The sequence below is a fragment of the Arenibacter amylolyticus genome (assembly GCF_002150785.1).
In the GTDB taxonomy this organism is placed as follows: domain Bacteria; phylum Bacteroidota; class Bacteroidia; order Flavobacteriales; family Flavobacteriaceae; genus Arenibacter; species Arenibacter amylolyticus.
Genome location: NZ_MTAZ01000025.1, coordinates 19,453 through 36,999, shown reverse-complemented (window position 1 = coordinate 36,999; position 17,547 = coordinate 19,453). Strand labels below are relative to the sequence as shown.

Genomic DNA, 17,547 nt, shown 5'->3' with positions numbered 1-17,547 from the left:
CATTATTCCTGTGTCTCTGGGGTTTCTTTTCTGGACTGCAAGGCCTGCTTGCTTAAACCTGCCAAATTAAAATTAGGAGAAATCTTTAGAGCTTCATCAATAGTTGCCAATGCTTGGTCTATATTGCTTTGGTCGTTATTGAACTGCACTAGGGCCTTTAGATGAAGTAACGCCGCCTTTAAGGATACTTCATAGGGTTGTTGCCTTTCATAGAAGGCATACTTCATATCGTTTGTGGCGTTTGCTATGCCATATTCAATATTTGCTGCCGCTCCTGCATTGTCTCCGGTCTGAATCTTTAGATCGGCCATTTCGTAGGCCAAGTATGGATTTGGATCTCTTTTGTTTAATATTTCAAATTGTTCTAAGGCTCTTTTGGGCTGATTTAAAGCCTTTAAGGAAATTGCTTTTACCTGTACTGCTAGGTCAGAGTCATTTTCGTTCTTCTCTATTCCTATGGTGTTTAAAGCCTGTAGGTGCTGATTGTCGTTGGCGTAGATGTAAGCCAAGGTATCATTTCGTTCCGGGCTGGGCGAAAGAATATTGAGGTGGGTCAAGGCATTGATCACCCCGTCCACATCACCTTGCAGTCTCATTTGATTATAAAATGCCTCATAATGCTTAAGCAACTCACTCTTGGTCTGGGCCTGCGCCGAAATTCCTACCAGAAGAAGGAGTATCAATCCTATTTTTTTCATCTTTTTTATTTTTTAGTGAGCCAAATCTAGTGAATTATTTTATTTCTACTGTTATGCGTAGTCTTAAAGCTTTGATAGGCAGTAAAAAGGATGCCCAAGGGCATCCTTCAATCTTATTTTTACCGTTGGGGAGATCTAGTACCTAGGCCATTATAACCTCCTTTTTCTTACTATTCCTGAAAGTTTTTAGGAGGTTGGCATAAAAGGCAATGCTGGCATTGTCCGTTTCTAAACAGGAAAGTAAAAACCCTTTTAAGTTGTCGTAATACATATTAGTCCTCATAAGGGGAGTAGAGAAAGTTAAGTTTTTTGGATCGTAACTACTATCGTCCACTACAAGGTCCATTAGTATCCTGTTGCGGTGATAATCTATGGTGATATCCACTGCATTATAGTGCTTTTTCACTATCATTTCATGTAAAATCTGGTGTTTTCTTGATGTTTCCAGACTGTAGCAGCTGCTGGAAACCAAGTTTTGGACTTCCTTAAACACCCTGCTTTTTAGGCCTGAATTTTCCATAATATCCTTTGTTTTATTTTTGTTTAAAGGTATGGCTTGTCGATGAAATGTTGTAATTCGTCGATTTAATTTAACGAATGGAAGTGCCCTTTGTTGTGAAAGTGTGAAATTGTGTGGTGAATCAACTGATAATTGAGGTGTGATATTGGTATATTTTAACAATTTCTGGGGCGTTTTCTATAATTTTATGATTTTTATCATTGGAGGATGGGAGGTAAGATGGGGGAGCGATCCCTTTTTTGGTTGCCTCTTCGGTATAATATGCTTGTTTGCTGGGATGTAAGGGATACACTCCGTTGATTAAAAGGTTGGTGGGATTGTTTGCTATTACCGTACGGATGAGCCCCACACAGTCGTCTAGATGAATTAAATTCACGGGTGCCATTCCATTGGAAAGGCCTGTTTTTCCAGCTACAAAATTAGCGGGATGCCGATTGGGGCCAATGAGTCCGCCAAACCGTATAATAGTAACATTCAAATTCCGGTCATTTCTCAGTAAGTCTTCCGCTGCCAATAGTTGCTTCCCAGATTCCGAACTGGGTTCCGCCAGGGTGGCCTCCGTTACCCTACCTTGGTGGTCCCCATAAACCGAAGTACTGCTGATGAAAATTACCATTTTAATCTTAGCCGCAATAAGGGCTTTATGTAAATGACTAATTTTTTTAACATAGTCTTCCTTGGGGGTGCTCCGCAGTCTAGGGGGCACATTTATAAGCAATACATCTACGTCTTTTAGAAATCCTTGAATATCCCCCTCGATTCCCGTCTCCGAAAGTTGAATTAAAAAGGGGGTTATCCCTATTTTTTTTAATTGCTTCAATTTCTCTTGGGTAGTGGTGGATCCAACTACTTGGTAGTGGGTATTGACCAATTCAGTGGCAAGGGGTAGTCCAAGCCATCCACATCCTAATATCCCTATAGTTTTATTCAAAGTGGATTTTTTTTGTGATTAGTATGGCATCGTTTAAGACAAAGGGCATCGGAATATGGTGGTCCGGTCTAGGGGGGACGCTAAAATTGGGATGCTCTAATAAATCATTGGATGCCTCATAGAAGGTAAGTTGTAATTCGCTGTCTTTTGGGAAGAACAATTTTAGGTTGGTAGGATCGTTATCGCTCACGTAATGCGTAATCAATTTATTGCTCCTTCTATTTTCTAAAAAGAAATTGGATAAGGGAATACTATTGATCTCCGCTCTGGATAGGGCTATGTCATTGGTAAATACCTCCAGCCTATTTATTTGTCTTTTAGGCGTAAATGTAATCTCTATGCTTCTTTCGTTCCCAACAAGGGTATCCTTAAGAACCGTTATTTCCGGATGTGCTAAATTTTTCAATGGTGCTTTGCTTACAAAACGAAAGCCCGTTCCATATTTACTACTGAGGTTTTGGTGATCGGTTGAAGGAGGCACTTCCTTTTGTTCCCCAATATATTGTGAGGTCCAACCAGAAAGTACCCGGTCATAGGTTGCCCATTGTGCTGTTTGGCTGTCTGCATCCAACAGGTAGACAAGGCTGGTGGGTTTGGCCGTATCCTTACTAAAATCAGAATTTAAATGGGCGGACACCATAAAACCTATAAATAGAATGAAGAAGAGGGAGGCCAATTGAAGTTTTGGTTTGGTATTCCCTAATAGAGGTAGCAGTAGAAAGAAGGTAAGGGTGGTGAGTACCGTTGAGGTAATTATCATTTTAAGTCCTAGCCCTACGGGAAACATTTTAATAAGGGGAGAGAATATCCAAAGGGCAGGTAAGGCCAAAAATACGAACCATAGGGGGTTGGGCGATTTCTCCCCTAATAGGATCCATAGCGAGGCTAATAGTGCCAATACTGGGATTAAAAAGAAACTTCCCCCTTTTAAGTAAATGGCCAGGAGTGCACAGATAAACAACCAAAATAAGGCTGGGGCAATTAGGAGATTGGGGGTGCTGGCTTTCCCAAATCGATGGTAGCACCAAAAGCTTACTGCCATAGAAAGGAAAACGAAGGCAGCAATGTAGGTATATCCATTATAGGTGAACCCATGAAGCATATCCTGGTACTGAGGGTAAATTTTCAGGATTAAAGACCATCCAAAATATCCTATAAGACCGTTAATGAACAGGGATAAGAGCATAGGACCAAACCCCTTCCCAATTTCCTTTAGTTTCAGGATTTTTTTTCGAAATCCGTGGGTAAGTAAAATCAAAAATAAAATAATGCCTCCCAAAAGCATGGGAAATATCCATTTAAAGGGGTAGGATACTAATTTAAAGAAGGGAATATTAAAATAGACTAGGTCTTTTTCACTTTTAAGTTGGGTAAGATCGGCATGGCTAAAATAGTTTAAGAGTGGCATTAAATAAGCCCCTTGATGTGCCAGCGTATTGGCATCCAACCTTTCATAAGTATCTTTGGCGGTATGATAATCGAAATGGTCATCGATAAAAGCAAAATTAAAACCATCTATATCCCCATCCTCCCTAAAGACCGTAAGGTCGGTATCATTGGGGAGCATTTTATAAATACTATATACCAGGGAATTGGCAACGGGGTAATGGGGGTTGGCAGCTATAAAGCCATCGATCAGGGAACTGTTGCCTTGGTTGGTTTCCAACAACATATAGGAGGGACCGCCACTGCCTCTCGACTCAAAATTCAGGGCCAATCGCACTTCCTTAGCCCAGGGGTGGTTATTAACAAATAAATCGGCCCCGTTTAGACCCAGTTCCTCCGCATCGGTAAATAGAATAATAATGTCATTCTTTGGGCGATTTTCACCTGATAAGTAGGCCCTTACTCCCTCCAAAAGGGTTGCTACCCCACTGGCAGCATCACTGGCACCTAAGGAGGAGTGCGGACTACTGTCATAATGCGATAGCAATAAGAGGGCATTTCCTGGATTGCTGCCTTCTATACGCGCCATAATATTAGTCACCTTGCTAAAGTTGGCCCAATCTCCTGCAGTATATCCCGTTTGTAGTATGGGGTTTAGCCCAAGTTGCTCTAGTTGGGAAATAAGGTATTCCCTAACTGCGGAATGAGCGGGGAAGCCAACGGCATGCGGTTCCTGGGACATGTTCTTTACATGCATAAATGCCCTATCCGTGGAAAATTGGGTTTTGTCCAAATCAATATCTGGTTTATAGGTGGGCATGGAAGACCAAAAACTAATGTAAATGGCCAATAGAATAAGTAGAAGGGGGATAACGGTTGGAAATCTTTTCATCATGGGTTTGGAAAAACTTAAAATTAAGAAATTCTTTTCGCATTAAATAAGTGTGCTGTTTGTATAAGGGTGTATATTGGGTAATCCTCAGTAAAATATTGATTTTATTGATGTAAGCGTGGTGAATCTTCCTGTTTGTTGTGTATTTGTCGTTAAAAAGCTATATTTAATGTCAACCTAAAACTTTGTATTATGGCTATAAAGAACTTTCAAGGGGTCCGGAGACCTGTAAAACAGGCATTTGAGGCTCCTATTTTGGTAGCGGATTATATGTCTAAAAAATTGGTGACTTTTTCACCAGATCAATCCATCTTAGAGGTCATGGAGGATTTTGCCAAACACCATATTTCTGGGGGACCTGTAATTGATAAGGACGGCTGCTTGGTGGGTATTATTTCTGAGGCCGATTGTATGAAGGAAATCTCGGAAAGCCGTTATTTTAATCAACCGATTATGGATAAAAGGGTAGAGCGATTTATGAGCAAGAACGTGGAGACTATTGCCCATGACACCACCATTTTTGACGCTGCCGGAATTTTTGTGGCACACAATAGAAGGAGGTTGCCGGTAATGGAAAACAATAGGCTAGTGGGGCAGATAAGTAGAAAAGATATAGTGATCGCTGCTTTGAGGCTAAGCGGGCAAAATTGGAAATATTAGAACGTGCAGTTTTTGTTTACGGGGAAATTGGAGTTGGTAAACGGTTCCTATTGTTGCTACTTCCAAGATGCTAGAGGGGAGTGTTATTCGCGTTTTACAATCATATAATAATCATTGTCCAAAGGCAGGTAGCCCAAGTCGTATACAAAATAGTACGTAGTTCCTTTTTTGGTGGTGTACAGGTTGGTTAGGTATTCAAAATCGAACCCCTTATCCATTAGGCGGGTTTTTGTAGTCTTGGTTTTTCCGTCTTTAAGGGGAAAACTGTCCAATATCCTATAGTTCTTACGCAAGCGGTTATTAATATTACGCACCAAATTTTTACTGTCCTTGTTTAGTTTGTTGTTGTAGGAATTCCTGCAGTAGTCCGAACAGTACTTTTTATCGATGCGTCCTACTATTTTCTCCCCGCATTCCAGACATTTTTTTTCCATTTGCCACTATTTAAAAGTTAGGAGGGTTGGTTTTGGTTGTTTTTTGTGGTTGAATTTCCAAATCGCTATCCCAATATAGTGAAAATGCAGCATAGAGGGTTGGTACTCCTAAATGAAGGGTGTTTGCCTAGCTAATATCCAAATCGTATTTAGTTAAGAGACCCAATGCACCTTCTCTTGAAAACTTAGCCTTTTTTAGTTTGTTGTTTTCTGGGTCGATGTTAATATGGATAGTAGAACGGAAATCGGTTTTTAATAAGACCGAATTCATAAAAATAGCATTCTGAAGGTCGCACTTATCAAATTGTGCATTGGAGAGATCGGCATTTGTAAAATCGGCCTGATGCAGCATACAATCTCTAAATATAGTTTGCCTGATGCTTAAGCCGTAAAAGGAGGACAGGTTAAGGTTGCAGCCCACAAATTGAAACGAGAGTAAAAATGGGTTACAGGCGTCAAAGTTGACTCCTAGCATTTTACAATGTTCAAATTCGGTTTCCTTTAAAGTGGTGTTTTTAAGGTCTACATTACTGAGGTCGCAGGCTATAAAGGTGCTTTCCATAAAGGAAATATTGGCAAGGCTGGCCTTGGAAAAGGTACAAGAATCAAACACACAGTGCTCGTACTCGCCTTTCGGTAGTTTGTTTATGGTGAAATCTACATTTTTGAAGGATTGGTCTACTATAAAGGGATTGTTCATTACAGATAAGCTTAATTTAATGTTGTAGCGTGTGTTGCCTATTAAGGTAGTGGGGGTTGTTAGGAATGTTATGCCTTGCCTTTCTTACAAAGTTATGGCATTCGTACGAGTTTTCTGTTTTACCATTTCCGTATAACCTATTTAAAATAAAAAAAGTTGGCCGCCCCGGTAAGGGGACCAACTTTTTTAGGGTTTTAATTATTAGAAAATCCTTTTCCTTACGGAACCTCTTGGGGTTGTACATCTTCTAGGGTGCTAATATCTATTTTGGGCTTTGGGAGGTTCATGGCTTTGATGGCTGCCTTGCATTCGTCTACCATTTCTTGGGTCATCTTATAGCTATAGTTTCCATAGTCATTATAATCAAACTCGCCCACATGGAAAAAACCGTATTTGTCAAAGAATTCGGTCAGGTCTGTTCTGCTCACTTCCGAGGCTGTTTTAACAAAGTTGAGCTGGTATTTGGCGGGATTGTTACCACGGTCTCCCCAACCACCAGAATGCCGAGGATTGCTGCTTTTTTGTCTACTTTCCTCACCTTGTTGGCGGAATGCTTCAAAAAGGTCTGGATAAAAATCGGGATTTTCCCCAATGCCCGAGAAGTACAATTGTAGTTGCCAAAAGGGAACTACTCGGTTAAACACATCCCCATCCTGGAGGTAACTTATTTTACCGTCAATAATGCTTTCCCTTGCCTTTGAATAATTGTTTTGAGCAGAAATCCTACTTTTATTCCCAAAGGAGGTAGTGACATAGAGAGAGAATACGTTGTTACTCACTTCCCCAAGTCCGCCCCAATTAAAATGCGGACGTACTTGGTGTACGTGACCTACTTCATGACTAAAGCCCCAGCAGGGATCACCTTTAATTACGCTACTCGGATCTACCACCATGGACATGGCGTTTCCAGGATCTGTCCCCATATAGGCCACGCCGTCCTTATCCCTAAACATATAGTAATTATAGTTTACACGTGCTAGAATTCTATTTTTGGGAACCTTATTGTATTTAATCAGCCCCAAGAGTCGGTGTTGTCTATACACCAGGGTGTCGTAATTATTGATTAACTCCAAGCCCCTGTTGTAAGCATACTTTTTAATAGCTTCTGCAGGGTAGGCAATTTGGATGTGCTTTCCCCGTGCATCCACAATAGGGTAAATGGCATTATCTACCAGGGAATTCCAATCAGTATCCGTATCAGTGGCGCTATCAAAATAACCGTTCACCGCAGCAGCTGGGAAGTGTACTTGGATGGTAGGCTCTTTTTCGGGTTGTTCAGAAAAATAATCGATATAGGCCAATCCATCAAAGTCGGCAATAGTAATTAGGTTAACACCGTTTTGTAATTTAAATTTTTTCTTTTGGATTCCCCATCCTGCGGGATCCTTGGTGGGGTCTATACCTTCTGGGGCTCTGCGGTTCCAGTTTACAACTACTACACTAACCTCGGTGTTGTTTTCAATGCCGTCTGCCAGCACAAGGTGTTCCCCAATAGGTAGATAGATGCCCGTTATATTTTCATACTTGCTGTAGCCATCCCCAATCATTAGTTGCTGACCTAAGACTTTAGGGGAGAGATATGCTTTATACTGGGCCATTCTAAAATTAGAATCGTAGGAATTGGCATTTAGGGCAGTAGCCACTTCCCGTAACTGCTTGTTCTTTATGTTGGCTATATCCTTTTTCTTCACCTTTTTCCTGAGGGAAAGGGCCATGGGCGTTTCAAATACCGAGAGGTCCTGGTAGATGGAGGCTATTTCTGTAGCAGATTGACTATAGCCTGCAATAAAAATGGAACAAAAGAGAAGGGAAATGAAATGTTTTTTCATGCGTATTTATTTTGAATTTAAAGGTTTGGAGTTCCGTTTTTTTATGAATTAATAAACAAAGCAATGTAATGAGTAAGTGATGCCAATGGTATGCTGACACTGAACCTGCTTCTTTTATCTATAATTCTATTTTTAATTGATGCAACTGATGTTGACATTCTTTTATTAGTCGTTCCACTGGTATTTTAAGTTGGTTGATGAAAATTCAACAAGGGGCAAGATACTAATTATTAAAGATATAATTAGCCCCCAAGGAGCTTGTAATTAGGGGATACATATAGTTTGATGGATTATACAAACAAGGAGTGAGTGTGGAGAAGAGACAGAGGAAATCTCCTCTAGGCGCTAGGCTGATTTAGGATTTTATAGATACGTGTAAACGACTACAAATGTTTACAAGCGAAATTAAGTAGTTATCAACCGACTAGCCCTTGCTTCTGGGATTAGGTTTGTGGTATCAAAAAATCTTAACTGTTTAACATTAAATCTTTTTATTATGAACGCACTTAGAAACAAAGTACAGTTGATTGGAAACTTGGGGAACGACCCAGAGATTATTAATTTGGATGGAGGTGGCAAACTGGCCAAGTTCTCCATCGCCACTAATGAGATTTATAAGAATTCCAAAGGGGAGAAGGTAACCGATACCCAGTGGCATAATGTGGTGGCCTGGGGTAAAACCGCAGAGATTGTGGAAAGTTATTTAAACAAAGGCAAGGAAGTGGCCATAGAGGGAAAGCTTACCACAAAAAGCTATGAAACCAAAGAGGGAGAGAAGCGTTATGTTACGGAAATACGATGTAACGAGCTTCTGATGTTGGGGAAATAAGGTAGGCTTATTTATAAGATAAAGTCCTGTTGTTTGTAGCAACAGGTCTTTATGTATTACGTAAGTTATCTTGTTAGTAATGAACGAGGTATAAAACCACAGCTATATGGTAGCGTAGCGGTTACACTTAGAACCCTCTTCAAGGGAGCGAAAATGTCATCGGAAAAAGGGAGAATGGTTCGGTGAAGTAACCACGATAAAATCTGACAGTTAAGAATTATATTTAAAGAGTGAAAACAACAAATATTAATCCTTAAAACTGTCAGACGAAATCGTAGCTATTACAGTTCAGGTGTTTACGCCACCTTTTTATCCATCAAATCAAAACATGGGCAGCGTTTGCATCGTTTGGATTCGGATTTTAGATACTTTTCACAGCATTTAGTCTTACAACCAGGAGGAGCCAATGCTTTAAGGAGTTTTTTCTGCTCCTTTTTAGCCGCTTTTTTCAGCTTCTTATGCTTCTTCTTGTCGTCTTTTTTTTTGTCTTCTTTTTTCTTTTTACCCACAGTAGTTCTGTATTACCATGGCAAAAGTATTTATTTTAAATGAATCTAAATAAGATAAAATGTTAAAGTTGATACCTATGATGGATAGCAAACTGCAGGGGCCAATTGTCTGACATTCAGTTTAAAGAAGAGGTGTTTGCAAGGTATTGATCTTGCGGTGGCTTGGCCTCCCAACTCCTTATTATGATAGTGAAATATGGGGATATCTACTTTTTGTGCAAGGCCAATTGGATGCGTTTTCTAGGGATATCTACCTCCAGTACCTTCACTATTATTTGTTGGTGCAGGCTTACATGTTCGTTAACATCCTTTACAAAACTGTCCGAAAGATTAGAGATATGGATTAATCCGCTCTCTTTAATTCCAATATCTACAAAGCAACCAAAGTTGGTGATATTGTTTACAATTCCGGGGAGTAGTTGCCCCTCTCTAAGATCGGAGATGCTCCGTATGTTTTGGTCAAAGGTGAAAACCTTTGCTTTTTCACGAACGTCTAGGCCAGGCTTCTCCAATTCCTTAATAATATCTTCCAAGGTGGGTAAGCCTACTGTATCCGTACAGTATTTTTGTAGATCAATTTTTTTAATGACTTCTTTATTGCCAATAATATCTGTAAGGGCAATATTTTGGTCTTTCACCATTTGCTTCACTATGGAATAGCTCTCTGGGTGTACTGCAGAATCGTCCAAGGGGTTTTTTGCTTTTTTAATCCGTAAAAAAGCAGCTCCTTGTTCAAAGGCTTTTGGTCCTAATCGGGGTACTTTTTTTATCTCAGACCTACTTGTGAACGGGCCATTTTCATTGCGATACGCCACAATGTTTTCTGCTAGCTTTGGTCCTATACCGGATACATAGCTCAGTAGGGGAACACTGGCGGTGTTTATATTAACCCCAACGGTATTCACACAGCTTTCTACTACCATGTCCAAGGAGTCTTTTAATAGGGTTTGGTCCACGTCGTGTTGGTATTGGCCAACGCCAATAGACTTTGGATCTATTTTTACTAATTCTGCTAAGGGATCACCTAGGCGGCGGCCAATAGATACCGCCCCACGTACGGTAACATCATAATTAGGGAATTCGTCCCTAGCAATTTTTGAGGCAGAATAAATGGAGGCACCCGCTTCGCTAACCACAAATACTTCTATGTTGTTTTTAAACTGAATTCGTTTTATTAGTTGCTCTGTTTCCCTAGAGGCGGTTCCATTGCCAATGGCAATGGCTTCTATTTTGTAGGCATCTGCCAAGGAGCTTATTTTTTTTATGGCACCAATGCTGTCATTTTTTGGAGCATGGGGATAAATGGTTTCGTTGTGTTCCAATTCTCCTTGGGCACTAAGGCACACCACCTTACAGCCAGTTCTAAATCCTGGGTCTATGGCCAATATCCTTTTTTCACCCAAAGGGGATCCAAGCAGTAGTTGCCTTAAGTTTTTGGAAAACACCAGGATAGCAGCTTCATCGGCTTTGGTTTTGGCAACTTTAAGGGTTTCTTTGGAAAGGGAGGGGTATAATAATCGCTTGTACGAATCTTCTATAGCTAATTGAAGTTGTGGGGTGCAAGCGTTATTAGAGCGTATAATTCTGTTGGCTATGTTAGAGATGGCCCTATCGTGGTCTATGTCTATTTTTACGCGTATAATACCTTCATTCTCTGCGCGCAGTATGGCCAAAAGTCGGTGAGACGGACATCGGTTTAATGATTCGCTCCAATCAAAATAATCCCTGTATTTCTGTGCTTTTTCGTCTTCTTTCTTGGTGGATATTACCTTCGTGGTAAGTTGTGCATGCCGTTCCAATTGGTTCCTAAGCAAATTTCTAATATCGGTACGTTCGTTAATCCATTCAGCAATGATATGGCGCGCCCCTTCCAGCGCCTCGTCTTCCGAGGGAACGGTATCGCTGAGGTATTTGGAGGCCTCATACTCCAATTCATCGGACCGCTGTGCCATCATGATTTTTGCCAAAGGCTCCAATCCATTTTTTATGGCTGTCTCCGCCTTGGTCTTCCGCTTTTTCTTAAAGGGGAGGTAGAGGTCTTCTAGGGTAACTAGGTCTTCTGCTTTTTTAATGTTTTGTTCCAAATCCTTGGAAAGGGAACCTTGCTCCTCAATAGATTTTAGAATGGCCGCCTTTCTTTTTTCCAAGGCTTCAAACTGCGCTTTGTATTGTACGATCTCACCTACCTGTACTTCGTCCAAATTCCCTGTTCTTTCCTTACGGTACCGGGAAATAAAGGGGACGGTACAGTCCTCATTCAATAAGCCAACCGTGTTTTCCACGCTTTTAATGGGTAATTGAGTGTGTTTGGTAATATAGGAGATCAAATTCATGAGGTATGGTAATTTTTAGGGATACGGTGGGAACACCGTTCAGGGTTGTCTAATTAGGAATTATATGTTGAAAGACGATTTCGAATTTAAGTTGTCCAACGTTTCCCGGATCGAGCGCAGTCGAGGTTTTTCAGGTCTCGCTTCCACTTAACCGGACAGTGTTCACATTTGTGTGCTTATTGGGTCTCGACTGTGCATCATCGGACTGCTAGCATTTGTTGTTCTTCCGATGTCGACTACGCATAATCAGGTATTATTCACCACTGGTTTTTATTAGATCTCAACTGCGCATTGCCAAAAGCATGCAATGCCACAGCTGAGATGCTCTTCCTTTTATCGGCAACTTAATTAATGGTCTCCCCGTTAGCTACATCGTCTTCATCGGGATTCACAAATACCAATTTTCCGTCTTTGTTTTCGGTCATGAGGATCATTCCCTCGCTTTCTACTCCTCGTAGGGCCCTAGGGGCTAAGTTGACCAAAACGGTTACTTTTTTTCCCACGATTTCTTCGGCTTTAAAACTCTCTGCTATACCAGAAACAATGGTTCTGACGTCTAGTCCGGTATCTACCTTTAAGACCAAAAGCTTCTTGGCCTTTGGCATTTTGGCAGCTTCTATAATGGTGCCCACCCTCATATCCAGTTTGGAAAAATCGTCAAAGGTGATGGTGTCTTTTTGTGGGCTTACATCCTTGTTCATTTGTTCGTTTGCTTTCTTGGTGGCTTCCAATTTGTTTAATTGTGCCTCTATGGTCTTGTCCTCAATTTTACTGAATAAAAGTTCAGCCTTATTTATTTGGTGTCCGGAGGGTAATAGGACATCGCGCTGGCCAACGGCCTCCCATTTTAATGCCGATTCTAGCTTTTCTGTTGCCAACATAGTGTTCAGTTTCTGCGCTGTAAAAGGTAAAAATGGTTCGCTTAAAACGGCTAGTGCAGAAGAAATTTGAAGGGCTACGAACATAATGGTCTTTACGCGCTCCTCATCTTGTTTAATTACTTTCCAAGGCTCTTCATCGGCCAAGTATTTGTTGCCTAAACGTGCCAAGTTCATCACCTCCTGGCCTGCCTCTCGGAAGCGATACCTTTCTATAGAGCTGGCAATTATCCCTGGGAATTTCTTTACTTCCTCCAAGGTTTGTTTATCCACTTCGCTAAATTCGCCAGGACTGGGAACCAACCCATTGTAATACTTGTTGGTAAGTACTACCACACGATTGATGAAATTTCCATAAATGGCAACCAGTTCATTATTGTTCCTTGCCTGGAAATCTTTCCAGGTAAAATCGTTGTCCTTGGTTTCCGGGGCATTGGCCGTTAAGCTGTAACGAAGCACGTCTTGCATATCCGGGAAATCTTCCAAGTACTCATGCAACCATACGGCCCAATTCTTGGAAGTGGACAATTTATTGCCTTCCAGGTTTAAGAATTCATTGGCGGGAACATTTTCTGGTAGTATAAAATCGCCATGCGCTTTTAACATACACGGAAAAATAATACAGTGAAAAACTATATTGTCTTTCCCTATAAAATGAACCATTTTGGTATCCTTATCCTTCCAATAGGGCTCCCAGTCTTTCCCTTCTCGTTGGGCCCATTCTTTGGTAGAGGAAATATACCCGATGGGTGCATCAAACCAAACGTACAGCACCTTTCCTTCGCCGCCAGGAACCGGAACTGGAATTCCCCAGTCCAAATCCCTTGTTACGGCCCTAGGCTTTAGTCCCTCATCTATCCAAGACTTGCACTGGCCATAGACATTCGGTTTCCAATCGCTCTTGTGATCCTTGAGAATCCATTCCCTTAAAAATGCTTCATGCTTATCTAAGGGTAAAAACCAGTGTTTGGTCTTTTTTAAGGTAGGAACGGCGCCAGAGAGGGTCGATTTTGGGTTTATGAGATCGGTGGCGTTTAAAGAAGTTCCACAGTTTTCACACTGATCTCCATAGGCTTCTTCATGACCACATTTTGGGCAGGTCCCGGTAACAAAACGGTCTGCTAAAAACTGTTGTGCCTCTTCATCGTATAATTGGTCGGTAGACTCCTCTATAAAATCGCCTTTTTCGTATAGCTTAGTGAAGAAGTCGGAGGCTGTTTCATGGTGAATGTTTGCCGAGGTTCGGGAGTAGTTGTCAAACGTAATTCCAAAATCGGCAAAGGATTGTTTAATAATACCGTGGTATTTATCGATGATATTTTGTGGCGATACTCCTTCTTTTTTTGCCTTCATGGATATAGCCACCCCATGCTCATCACTGCCACATACAAATGCCACATCGTTTCCGGTGGATCTTAGGTATCTGGTGTAAATATCGGCAGGTACATACACCCCGGCTAAATGTCCAATATGAATGGGGCCGTTGGTGTAGGGTAGTGCGGCGGTAATAGTATATCTTGCAGGCTTATGTTGGTTTTGTGACATCACTGTATAATTAGGCTGCAAAAATAAAGATTTTTGCTTGGAGGTGGGGCATTCTACCAAAAAATAAGCCTAGGAGGTGCAAATGGGATTGGGCTTCCCATTAAAGGTTTCTTTTGCCGCTTATGCTACCATGATGGACTTACTAAGTTTTTGGTCTTGTACCTGAATCTGGTAGATGTATTTCCCGGAACCAATGTGCATGGGGAGTTGCTCTCTAATATTAATTTCGGTGACACCTTGCGGCATCATCCCATTATAGACTATTCCCAGGTGTTGCCCCATAATGTTGAATAATCGGATATCCACTTCTGCGCTAAAGGGCATTTCCACATGGAGGTGTGGGGTTTGGTCCGTGGGATAATAGGGTTTGTGTATTATACTGTTTGCCAATTCCACATCGGGTACGGTACCGTCTGGATCTGGTGTTGGCGGGGGATTGGGTTGCCCATTGTCCACGGTAATATCCGGGAATTCCGTGCCACTGCAATTAAAGCCTAAATTTACGGGAGCGTAGGGATGGTTTAATAGGTGTTGTTCTACAAGGGGGATGGGGACGCAAAGCCACTCTGCCATAACCGTAGCATAGAGATCCCTAAAATCCATGGTGAACTCCAAATTTCCCCGTCCGTCTGGGTCATCCAAGGCAGGATGATCGCCCACAAAAGCACTGCCATTTAACCCAGATCCGAAGAAAAGGGTGGGGGCTGCCTTCCCGTGGTCGGTGCCATTGGAACCGTTCTCATAAATACGCCTTCCAAATTCTGAAAAGGTCATTCCCAATACCTGTTTTTCCTGTTGGGAATATGCCAGGTCTTGATAGAAATTATTGACGGCTATAGATAGGTTAGACATCAGTTGTTCGTGCACTAGAGGCTGATTCCCATGGGTGTCAAATCCGCCCATGCTTACCATATATACCTTGGTGCCCAAATTTCCTTTTATGAGTCGCGCCAAGAGCGCCAATTGTCTTGCAAATCCGTTTTTTTGATAGGTTACCTCATTTTTACCACGGGCATACGCTTCATGGATTTTTCCCGAATACTCATAGGTGGTATTGGCAGTACCTCTTAAAAACTTTAATTGGTCCCCGTACATACAGGGGTCAAATAGGCTTTCGTCTAAACTGTATTGCGAACCAGTGGCGGCAATTTGTTCTAACTGATCTACGTTGGAGGTAACAAAGGCATAGTTGGTCTCTTCCCCTTGGAAGACTAGATTACCATAGTTACCTATTTGAATGGCCGCTGGAGCATCTGGAGGGTTTACCAAATAATCTGGATAGCGATTCTCAAAATGTCTTCCCATCCAGCCAGTATTCAGTCTATTAAAGCCGGTGGAGGTTAGATCGCAATTGGCAAATATATCCGAACCCGTAAAATGAGATAGATTTTGATTTTGGTAGCCTACCCCATGTACTGCCTTAAACTGGCCTTCACCCCACATGGATTCTAAGGATTTCATATACGTTGGGACTCCAAATTCATCTGTTAACCGTACTATCTTACTCTCTGGGATGTAAATATTGGGCCGTGCATTAGCATAAATATCGTATTGGGAAATGGGAATAATGGTATTAAGGCCATCATTGCCCCCTGCGAGTCGGATTAGCAATAGGATATTGTCTGTTTCCGCTGCAGCAATGGCTGCGGTTAGCGGGGATAGGGCCGAGGCAGTGAGTAAATTACTTCCCAGCATTAGGGTGCCAGACCCGGCAATACCCAATGTCTGTAGGAAAGAGCGTCTGCTCCAGTATTCGTGCTCTAGATCGTGACTGTCTTCCTGGGCGCCATTTTTGTGGTGATGGGTGGGCGTGTTGCTCATAATGCCTAGATTATTTTAGTTGAAATTCGGGTTGTCTTACCAAGTGTAATAGCAGAAAATATACCTGCGAGGGCACTTCAGGGCTTACGCTCAATATCCAATAGCCATTCCCTCCTTCAATAAAATCCGCCCCATAGTAATTATCTGGGACCTCCTCAATCATAAAAACATCCATAGCATTGTTAAAATCTTGCTCTGTAAGTAGTCCTTTGGGTAGTATTTTATTCACAATTGCCTCTACTACAATTCTTGGGTTACTGGTGTTTCGGTTATTCTCCCCAACTGCGGCCATTGCAAAATCCCTAAACTCTTCCTGTTGGGCACCATAAAATTTTTGTAGCACCATCTCACTGGTCAGCCACCTGCCAATCATAAAATTGGTGTTGATCCACGTTCGGTTGCGTTGCCAGCCATTTACATCGTAGGGGTTAAAGACCTCCTGACCCAGTAACCTACATGCTTCTTCAACGGTGCTTAGCATGGAATCGTCATAGGAAAAACTGGTTTCGTTCATCAAATTAAGGAACATATCGAACGGACTCTTTATGATCACTCCTAGGGCGTTTTCATCGAAGAAATGCTGACTTTTAAAAAGTTGACTTACTACTGGAGCCAATTCAAAATTATTGGTAATGAAGGTGGCAGAGAGTCCATTTATAATGGATTGTGCATTGGTAGCCTCATCGGTAGCATCTGGATGAATAAAAAACTCGTATAGCTTCTTGCATATAAAATAGCCTATTTCATTGGCTCTTTCCTCAAAAAGGATATCCAGCACATCGTCATAGCCCCAATTACCCGTTCTACCGAAAATAGTTTTCTGATCGTTATTATATTTGGAGGCATCAAAAGTAACCTTGGTACAGCCAATTTCTCCGCGATTCACATAGCCAGTTAGGGCTTTGGCGGTTTCTATAATGTCTTCTTCAGTATAGCCGTTTCCTTCGCCCATCGTAAATAATTCGAACAATTCTCGGGCATAATTCTCGTTGGGATTGTTCCCGTTACTATAGGCTCCATCCAAGTAATAGAGCATGGCACTGCTAAGTCCAATTTCGTGTACCATGGTCTTAAAGTTTCCTAAGGCATTTCGCTGTAGGCAATCTATATATTCATATAAAAATTGGTTACACCTGTAGACCTCCAATTGCGTTACCAAATGATTACTCCAGAAAAAACTGAGTCGGTCCCTTAGATTGTTATTTAAAAGCGCATCGGTATAAGCAATGCGCCACGTTGCTTCTTGGGTTCTTTTAATTTCATTGCTCTCATCCCTGTCTGCGGGATAATTACTGTTGTTCCAATTGGCCCAAGGTGGAGCGGGCAAAGGGGACATGTTTTGGGCTTCGGCAATTAAATTGTTCACCAAGGTATTTGCAGTTTGCCCCGTAGCCTGATCTATGGTCTGGACTGAAGCGCTAAATCCCAAGCGCCTATATAAATGGGCAACCCTGGAAGAATCCAAGGGAGGGGTGTAGGGCGTTAGGGGAGAGGTGTTGCAGTTTATAAAATAATCCATGGGTAGTACTGCATTTTACGGGTTGTTGATAGGGGTTATTGGGATAACGTTTTATTTTCCAGC

The 17,547-nt window shown here is 41.7% G+C and carries 14 protein-coding genes; 2 read left to right on the top strand and 12 right to left on the bottom strand.

Going from position 1 to position 17,547, the window contains the following annotated elements:
- Positions 1–2 precede the first annotated feature (2 nt).
- The 4 genes from BV214_RS10810 to BV214_RS10795 all read right to left on the bottom strand — a co-directional run bounded on the left by BV214_RS10810 (position 3) and on the right by BV214_RS10795 (position 4,430).
- Positions 3–698, bottom strand: a complete 696-nt coding sequence (locus BV214_RS10810; protein WP_086477520.1) for a hypothetical protein — start codon at positions 696–698, stop codon at positions 3–5.
- Between the two features lie 142 nt (positions 699–840).
- Positions 841–1,218 (bottom strand): hypothetical protein, encoded by a 378-nt coding sequence (locus BV214_RS10805; protein ID WP_086477519.1) that lies wholly within the window; start codon positions 1,216–1,218, stop codon positions 841–843.
- A 121-nt stretch (positions 1,219–1,339) separates the two neighbouring features.
- Positions 1,340–2,149 carry an SDR family oxidoreductase gene (locus BV214_RS10800; protein WP_086477518.1) on the bottom strand — a complete coding sequence of 270 codons (810 nt, stop codon included), beginning with the start codon at positions 2,147–2,149 and terminating at the stop codon, positions 1,340–1,342.
- Positions 2,142–4,430 (bottom strand): M28 family peptidase, encoded by a 2,289-nt coding sequence (locus BV214_RS10795; protein WP_317045179.1) that lies wholly within the window; start codon positions 4,428–4,430, stop codon positions 2,142–2,144. Before BV214_RS10795 ends, BV214_RS10800 begins: the two co-directional genes overlap by 8 nt.
- A 189-nt stretch (positions 4,431–4,619) precedes the next feature.
- On the opposite strand from BV214_RS10795, the gene BV214_RS10790 reads away from it, so the two are divergent.
- On the top strand, positions 4,620–5,087 hold the full coding sequence (locus BV214_RS10790; RefSeq protein WP_086477516.1) for a CBS domain-containing protein: 468 nt from the start codon (positions 4,620–4,622) through the stop codon (positions 5,085–5,087).
- Between the two features lie 83 nt (positions 5,088–5,170).
- On the opposite strand, the gene BV214_RS10785 is transcribed toward BV214_RS10790, so the two are convergent.
- The 3 genes from BV214_RS10785 to BV214_RS10775 form a co-directional block, all read right to left on the bottom strand.
- Entirely contained in the window at positions 5,171–5,521 is a 351-nt protein-coding gene (locus tag BV214_RS10785; RefSeq protein ID WP_086477515.1) for a hypothetical protein, read from the bottom strand.
- Positions 5,522–5,648: 127 nt separating this feature from the next.
- Positions 5,649–6,221: a pentapeptide repeat-containing protein gene (locus BV214_RS10780; protein WP_086477514.1), complete on the bottom strand. Its 573-nt coding sequence runs from the start codon at positions 6,219–6,221 to the stop codon at positions 5,649–5,651.
- A gap of 218 nt (positions 6,222–6,439) precedes the next feature.
- A complete protein-coding gene (locus tag BV214_RS10775) occupies positions 6,440–8,050 on the bottom strand; it encodes a M60 family metallopeptidase (RefSeq protein WP_086477513.1) in 1,611 nt (536 codons plus the stop codon).
- Between the two features lie 496 nt (positions 8,051–8,546).
- Between BV214_RS10775 and BV214_RS10770 the strand changes: the two genes are divergently transcribed.
- A complete protein-coding gene (locus tag BV214_RS10770; RefSeq protein WP_086477512.1) occupies positions 8,547–8,879 on the top strand; it encodes a single-stranded DNA-binding protein in 333 nt (110 codons plus the stop codon).
- Positions 8,880–9,175: 296 nt separating this feature from the next.
- Here BV214_RS10770 and BV214_RS10765 read toward each other — a convergent pair whose 3' ends face one another.
- The 5 genes from BV214_RS10765 to BV214_RS10745 all read right to left on the bottom strand — a co-directional run bounded on the left by BV214_RS10765 (position 9,176) and on the right by BV214_RS10745 (position 17,484).
- Positions 9,176–9,388, bottom strand: coding sequence for a hypothetical protein (locus tag BV214_RS10765; RefSeq protein ID WP_086477511.1), 213 nt, complete (start codon positions 9,386–9,388; stop codon positions 9,176–9,178).
- A gap of 206 nt (positions 9,389–9,594) precedes the next feature.
- On the bottom strand, positions 9,595–11,721 hold the full coding sequence (locus tag BV214_RS10760) for a Tex family protein (protein ID WP_086477510.1): 2,127 nt from the start codon (positions 11,719–11,721) through the stop codon (positions 9,595–9,597).
- 344 nt (positions 11,722–12,065) lie between these two features.
- Positions 12,066–14,144, bottom strand: coding sequence for a methionine--tRNA ligase (gene metG / locus BV214_RS10755; RefSeq protein WP_086477551.1), 2,079 nt, complete (start codon positions 14,142–14,144; stop codon positions 12,066–12,068).
- A gap of 120 nt (positions 14,145–14,264) precedes the next feature.
- Entirely contained in the window at positions 14,265–15,965 is a 1,701-nt protein-coding gene (locus BV214_RS10750) for a DUF1501 domain-containing protein (RefSeq protein ID WP_086477509.1), read from the bottom strand.
- A gap of 10 nt (positions 15,966–15,975) precedes the next feature.
- A complete protein-coding gene (locus BV214_RS10745; protein WP_086477508.1) occupies positions 15,976–17,484 on the bottom strand; it encodes a DUF1800 domain-containing protein in 1,509 nt (502 codons plus the stop codon).
- Between the last annotated feature and the right edge of the window lie 63 nt (positions 17,485–17,547).

Coding starts and splice junctions, on each gene's coding strand:
- BV214_RS10810 (WP_086477520.1), bottom strand. CDS start 698: ATGAAAAAAATAGGATTGATACTCCTTCTTCTGGTAGGAATTTCGGCG.
- BV214_RS10805 (WP_086477519.1), bottom strand. CDS start 1,218: ATGGAAAATTCAGGCCTAAAAAGCAGGGTGTTTAAGGAAGTCCAAAAC.
- BV214_RS10795 (WP_317045179.1), bottom strand. CDS start 4,430: ATGATGAAAAGATTTCCAACCGTTATCCCCCTTCTACTTATTCTATTG.
- BV214_RS10790 (WP_086477516.1), top strand. CDS start 4,620: ATGGCTATAAAGAACTTTCAAGGGGTCCGGAGACCTGTAAAACAGGCA.
- BV214_RS10785 (WP_086477515.1), bottom strand. CDS start 5,521: ATGGAAAAAAAATGTCTGGAATGCGGGGAGAAAATAGTAGGACGCATC.
- BV214_RS10780 (WP_086477514.1), bottom strand. CDS start 6,221: ATGAACAATCCCTTTATAGTAGACCAATCCTTCAAAAATGTAGATTTC.
- BV214_RS10775 (WP_086477513.1), bottom strand. CDS start 8,050: ATGAAAAAACATTTCATTTCCCTTCTCTTTTGTTCCATTTTTATTGCA.
- BV214_RS10770 (WP_086477512.1), top strand. CDS start 8,547: ATGAACGCACTTAGAAACAAAGTACAGTTGATTGGAAACTTGGGGAAC.
- BV214_RS10760 (WP_086477510.1), bottom strand. CDS start 11,721: ATGAATTTGATCTCCTATATTACCAAACACACTCAATTACCCATTAAA.
- metG (WP_086477551.1), bottom strand. CDS start 14,144: ATGTCACAAAACCAACATAAGCCTGCAAGATATACTATTACCGCCGCA.
- BV214_RS10750 (WP_086477509.1), bottom strand. CDS start 15,965: ATGAGCAACACGCCCACCCATCACCACAAAAATGGCGCCCAGGAAGAC.
- BV214_RS10745 (WP_086477508.1), bottom strand. CDS start 17,484: ATGGATTATTTTATAAACTGCAACACCTCTCCCCTAACGCCCTACACC.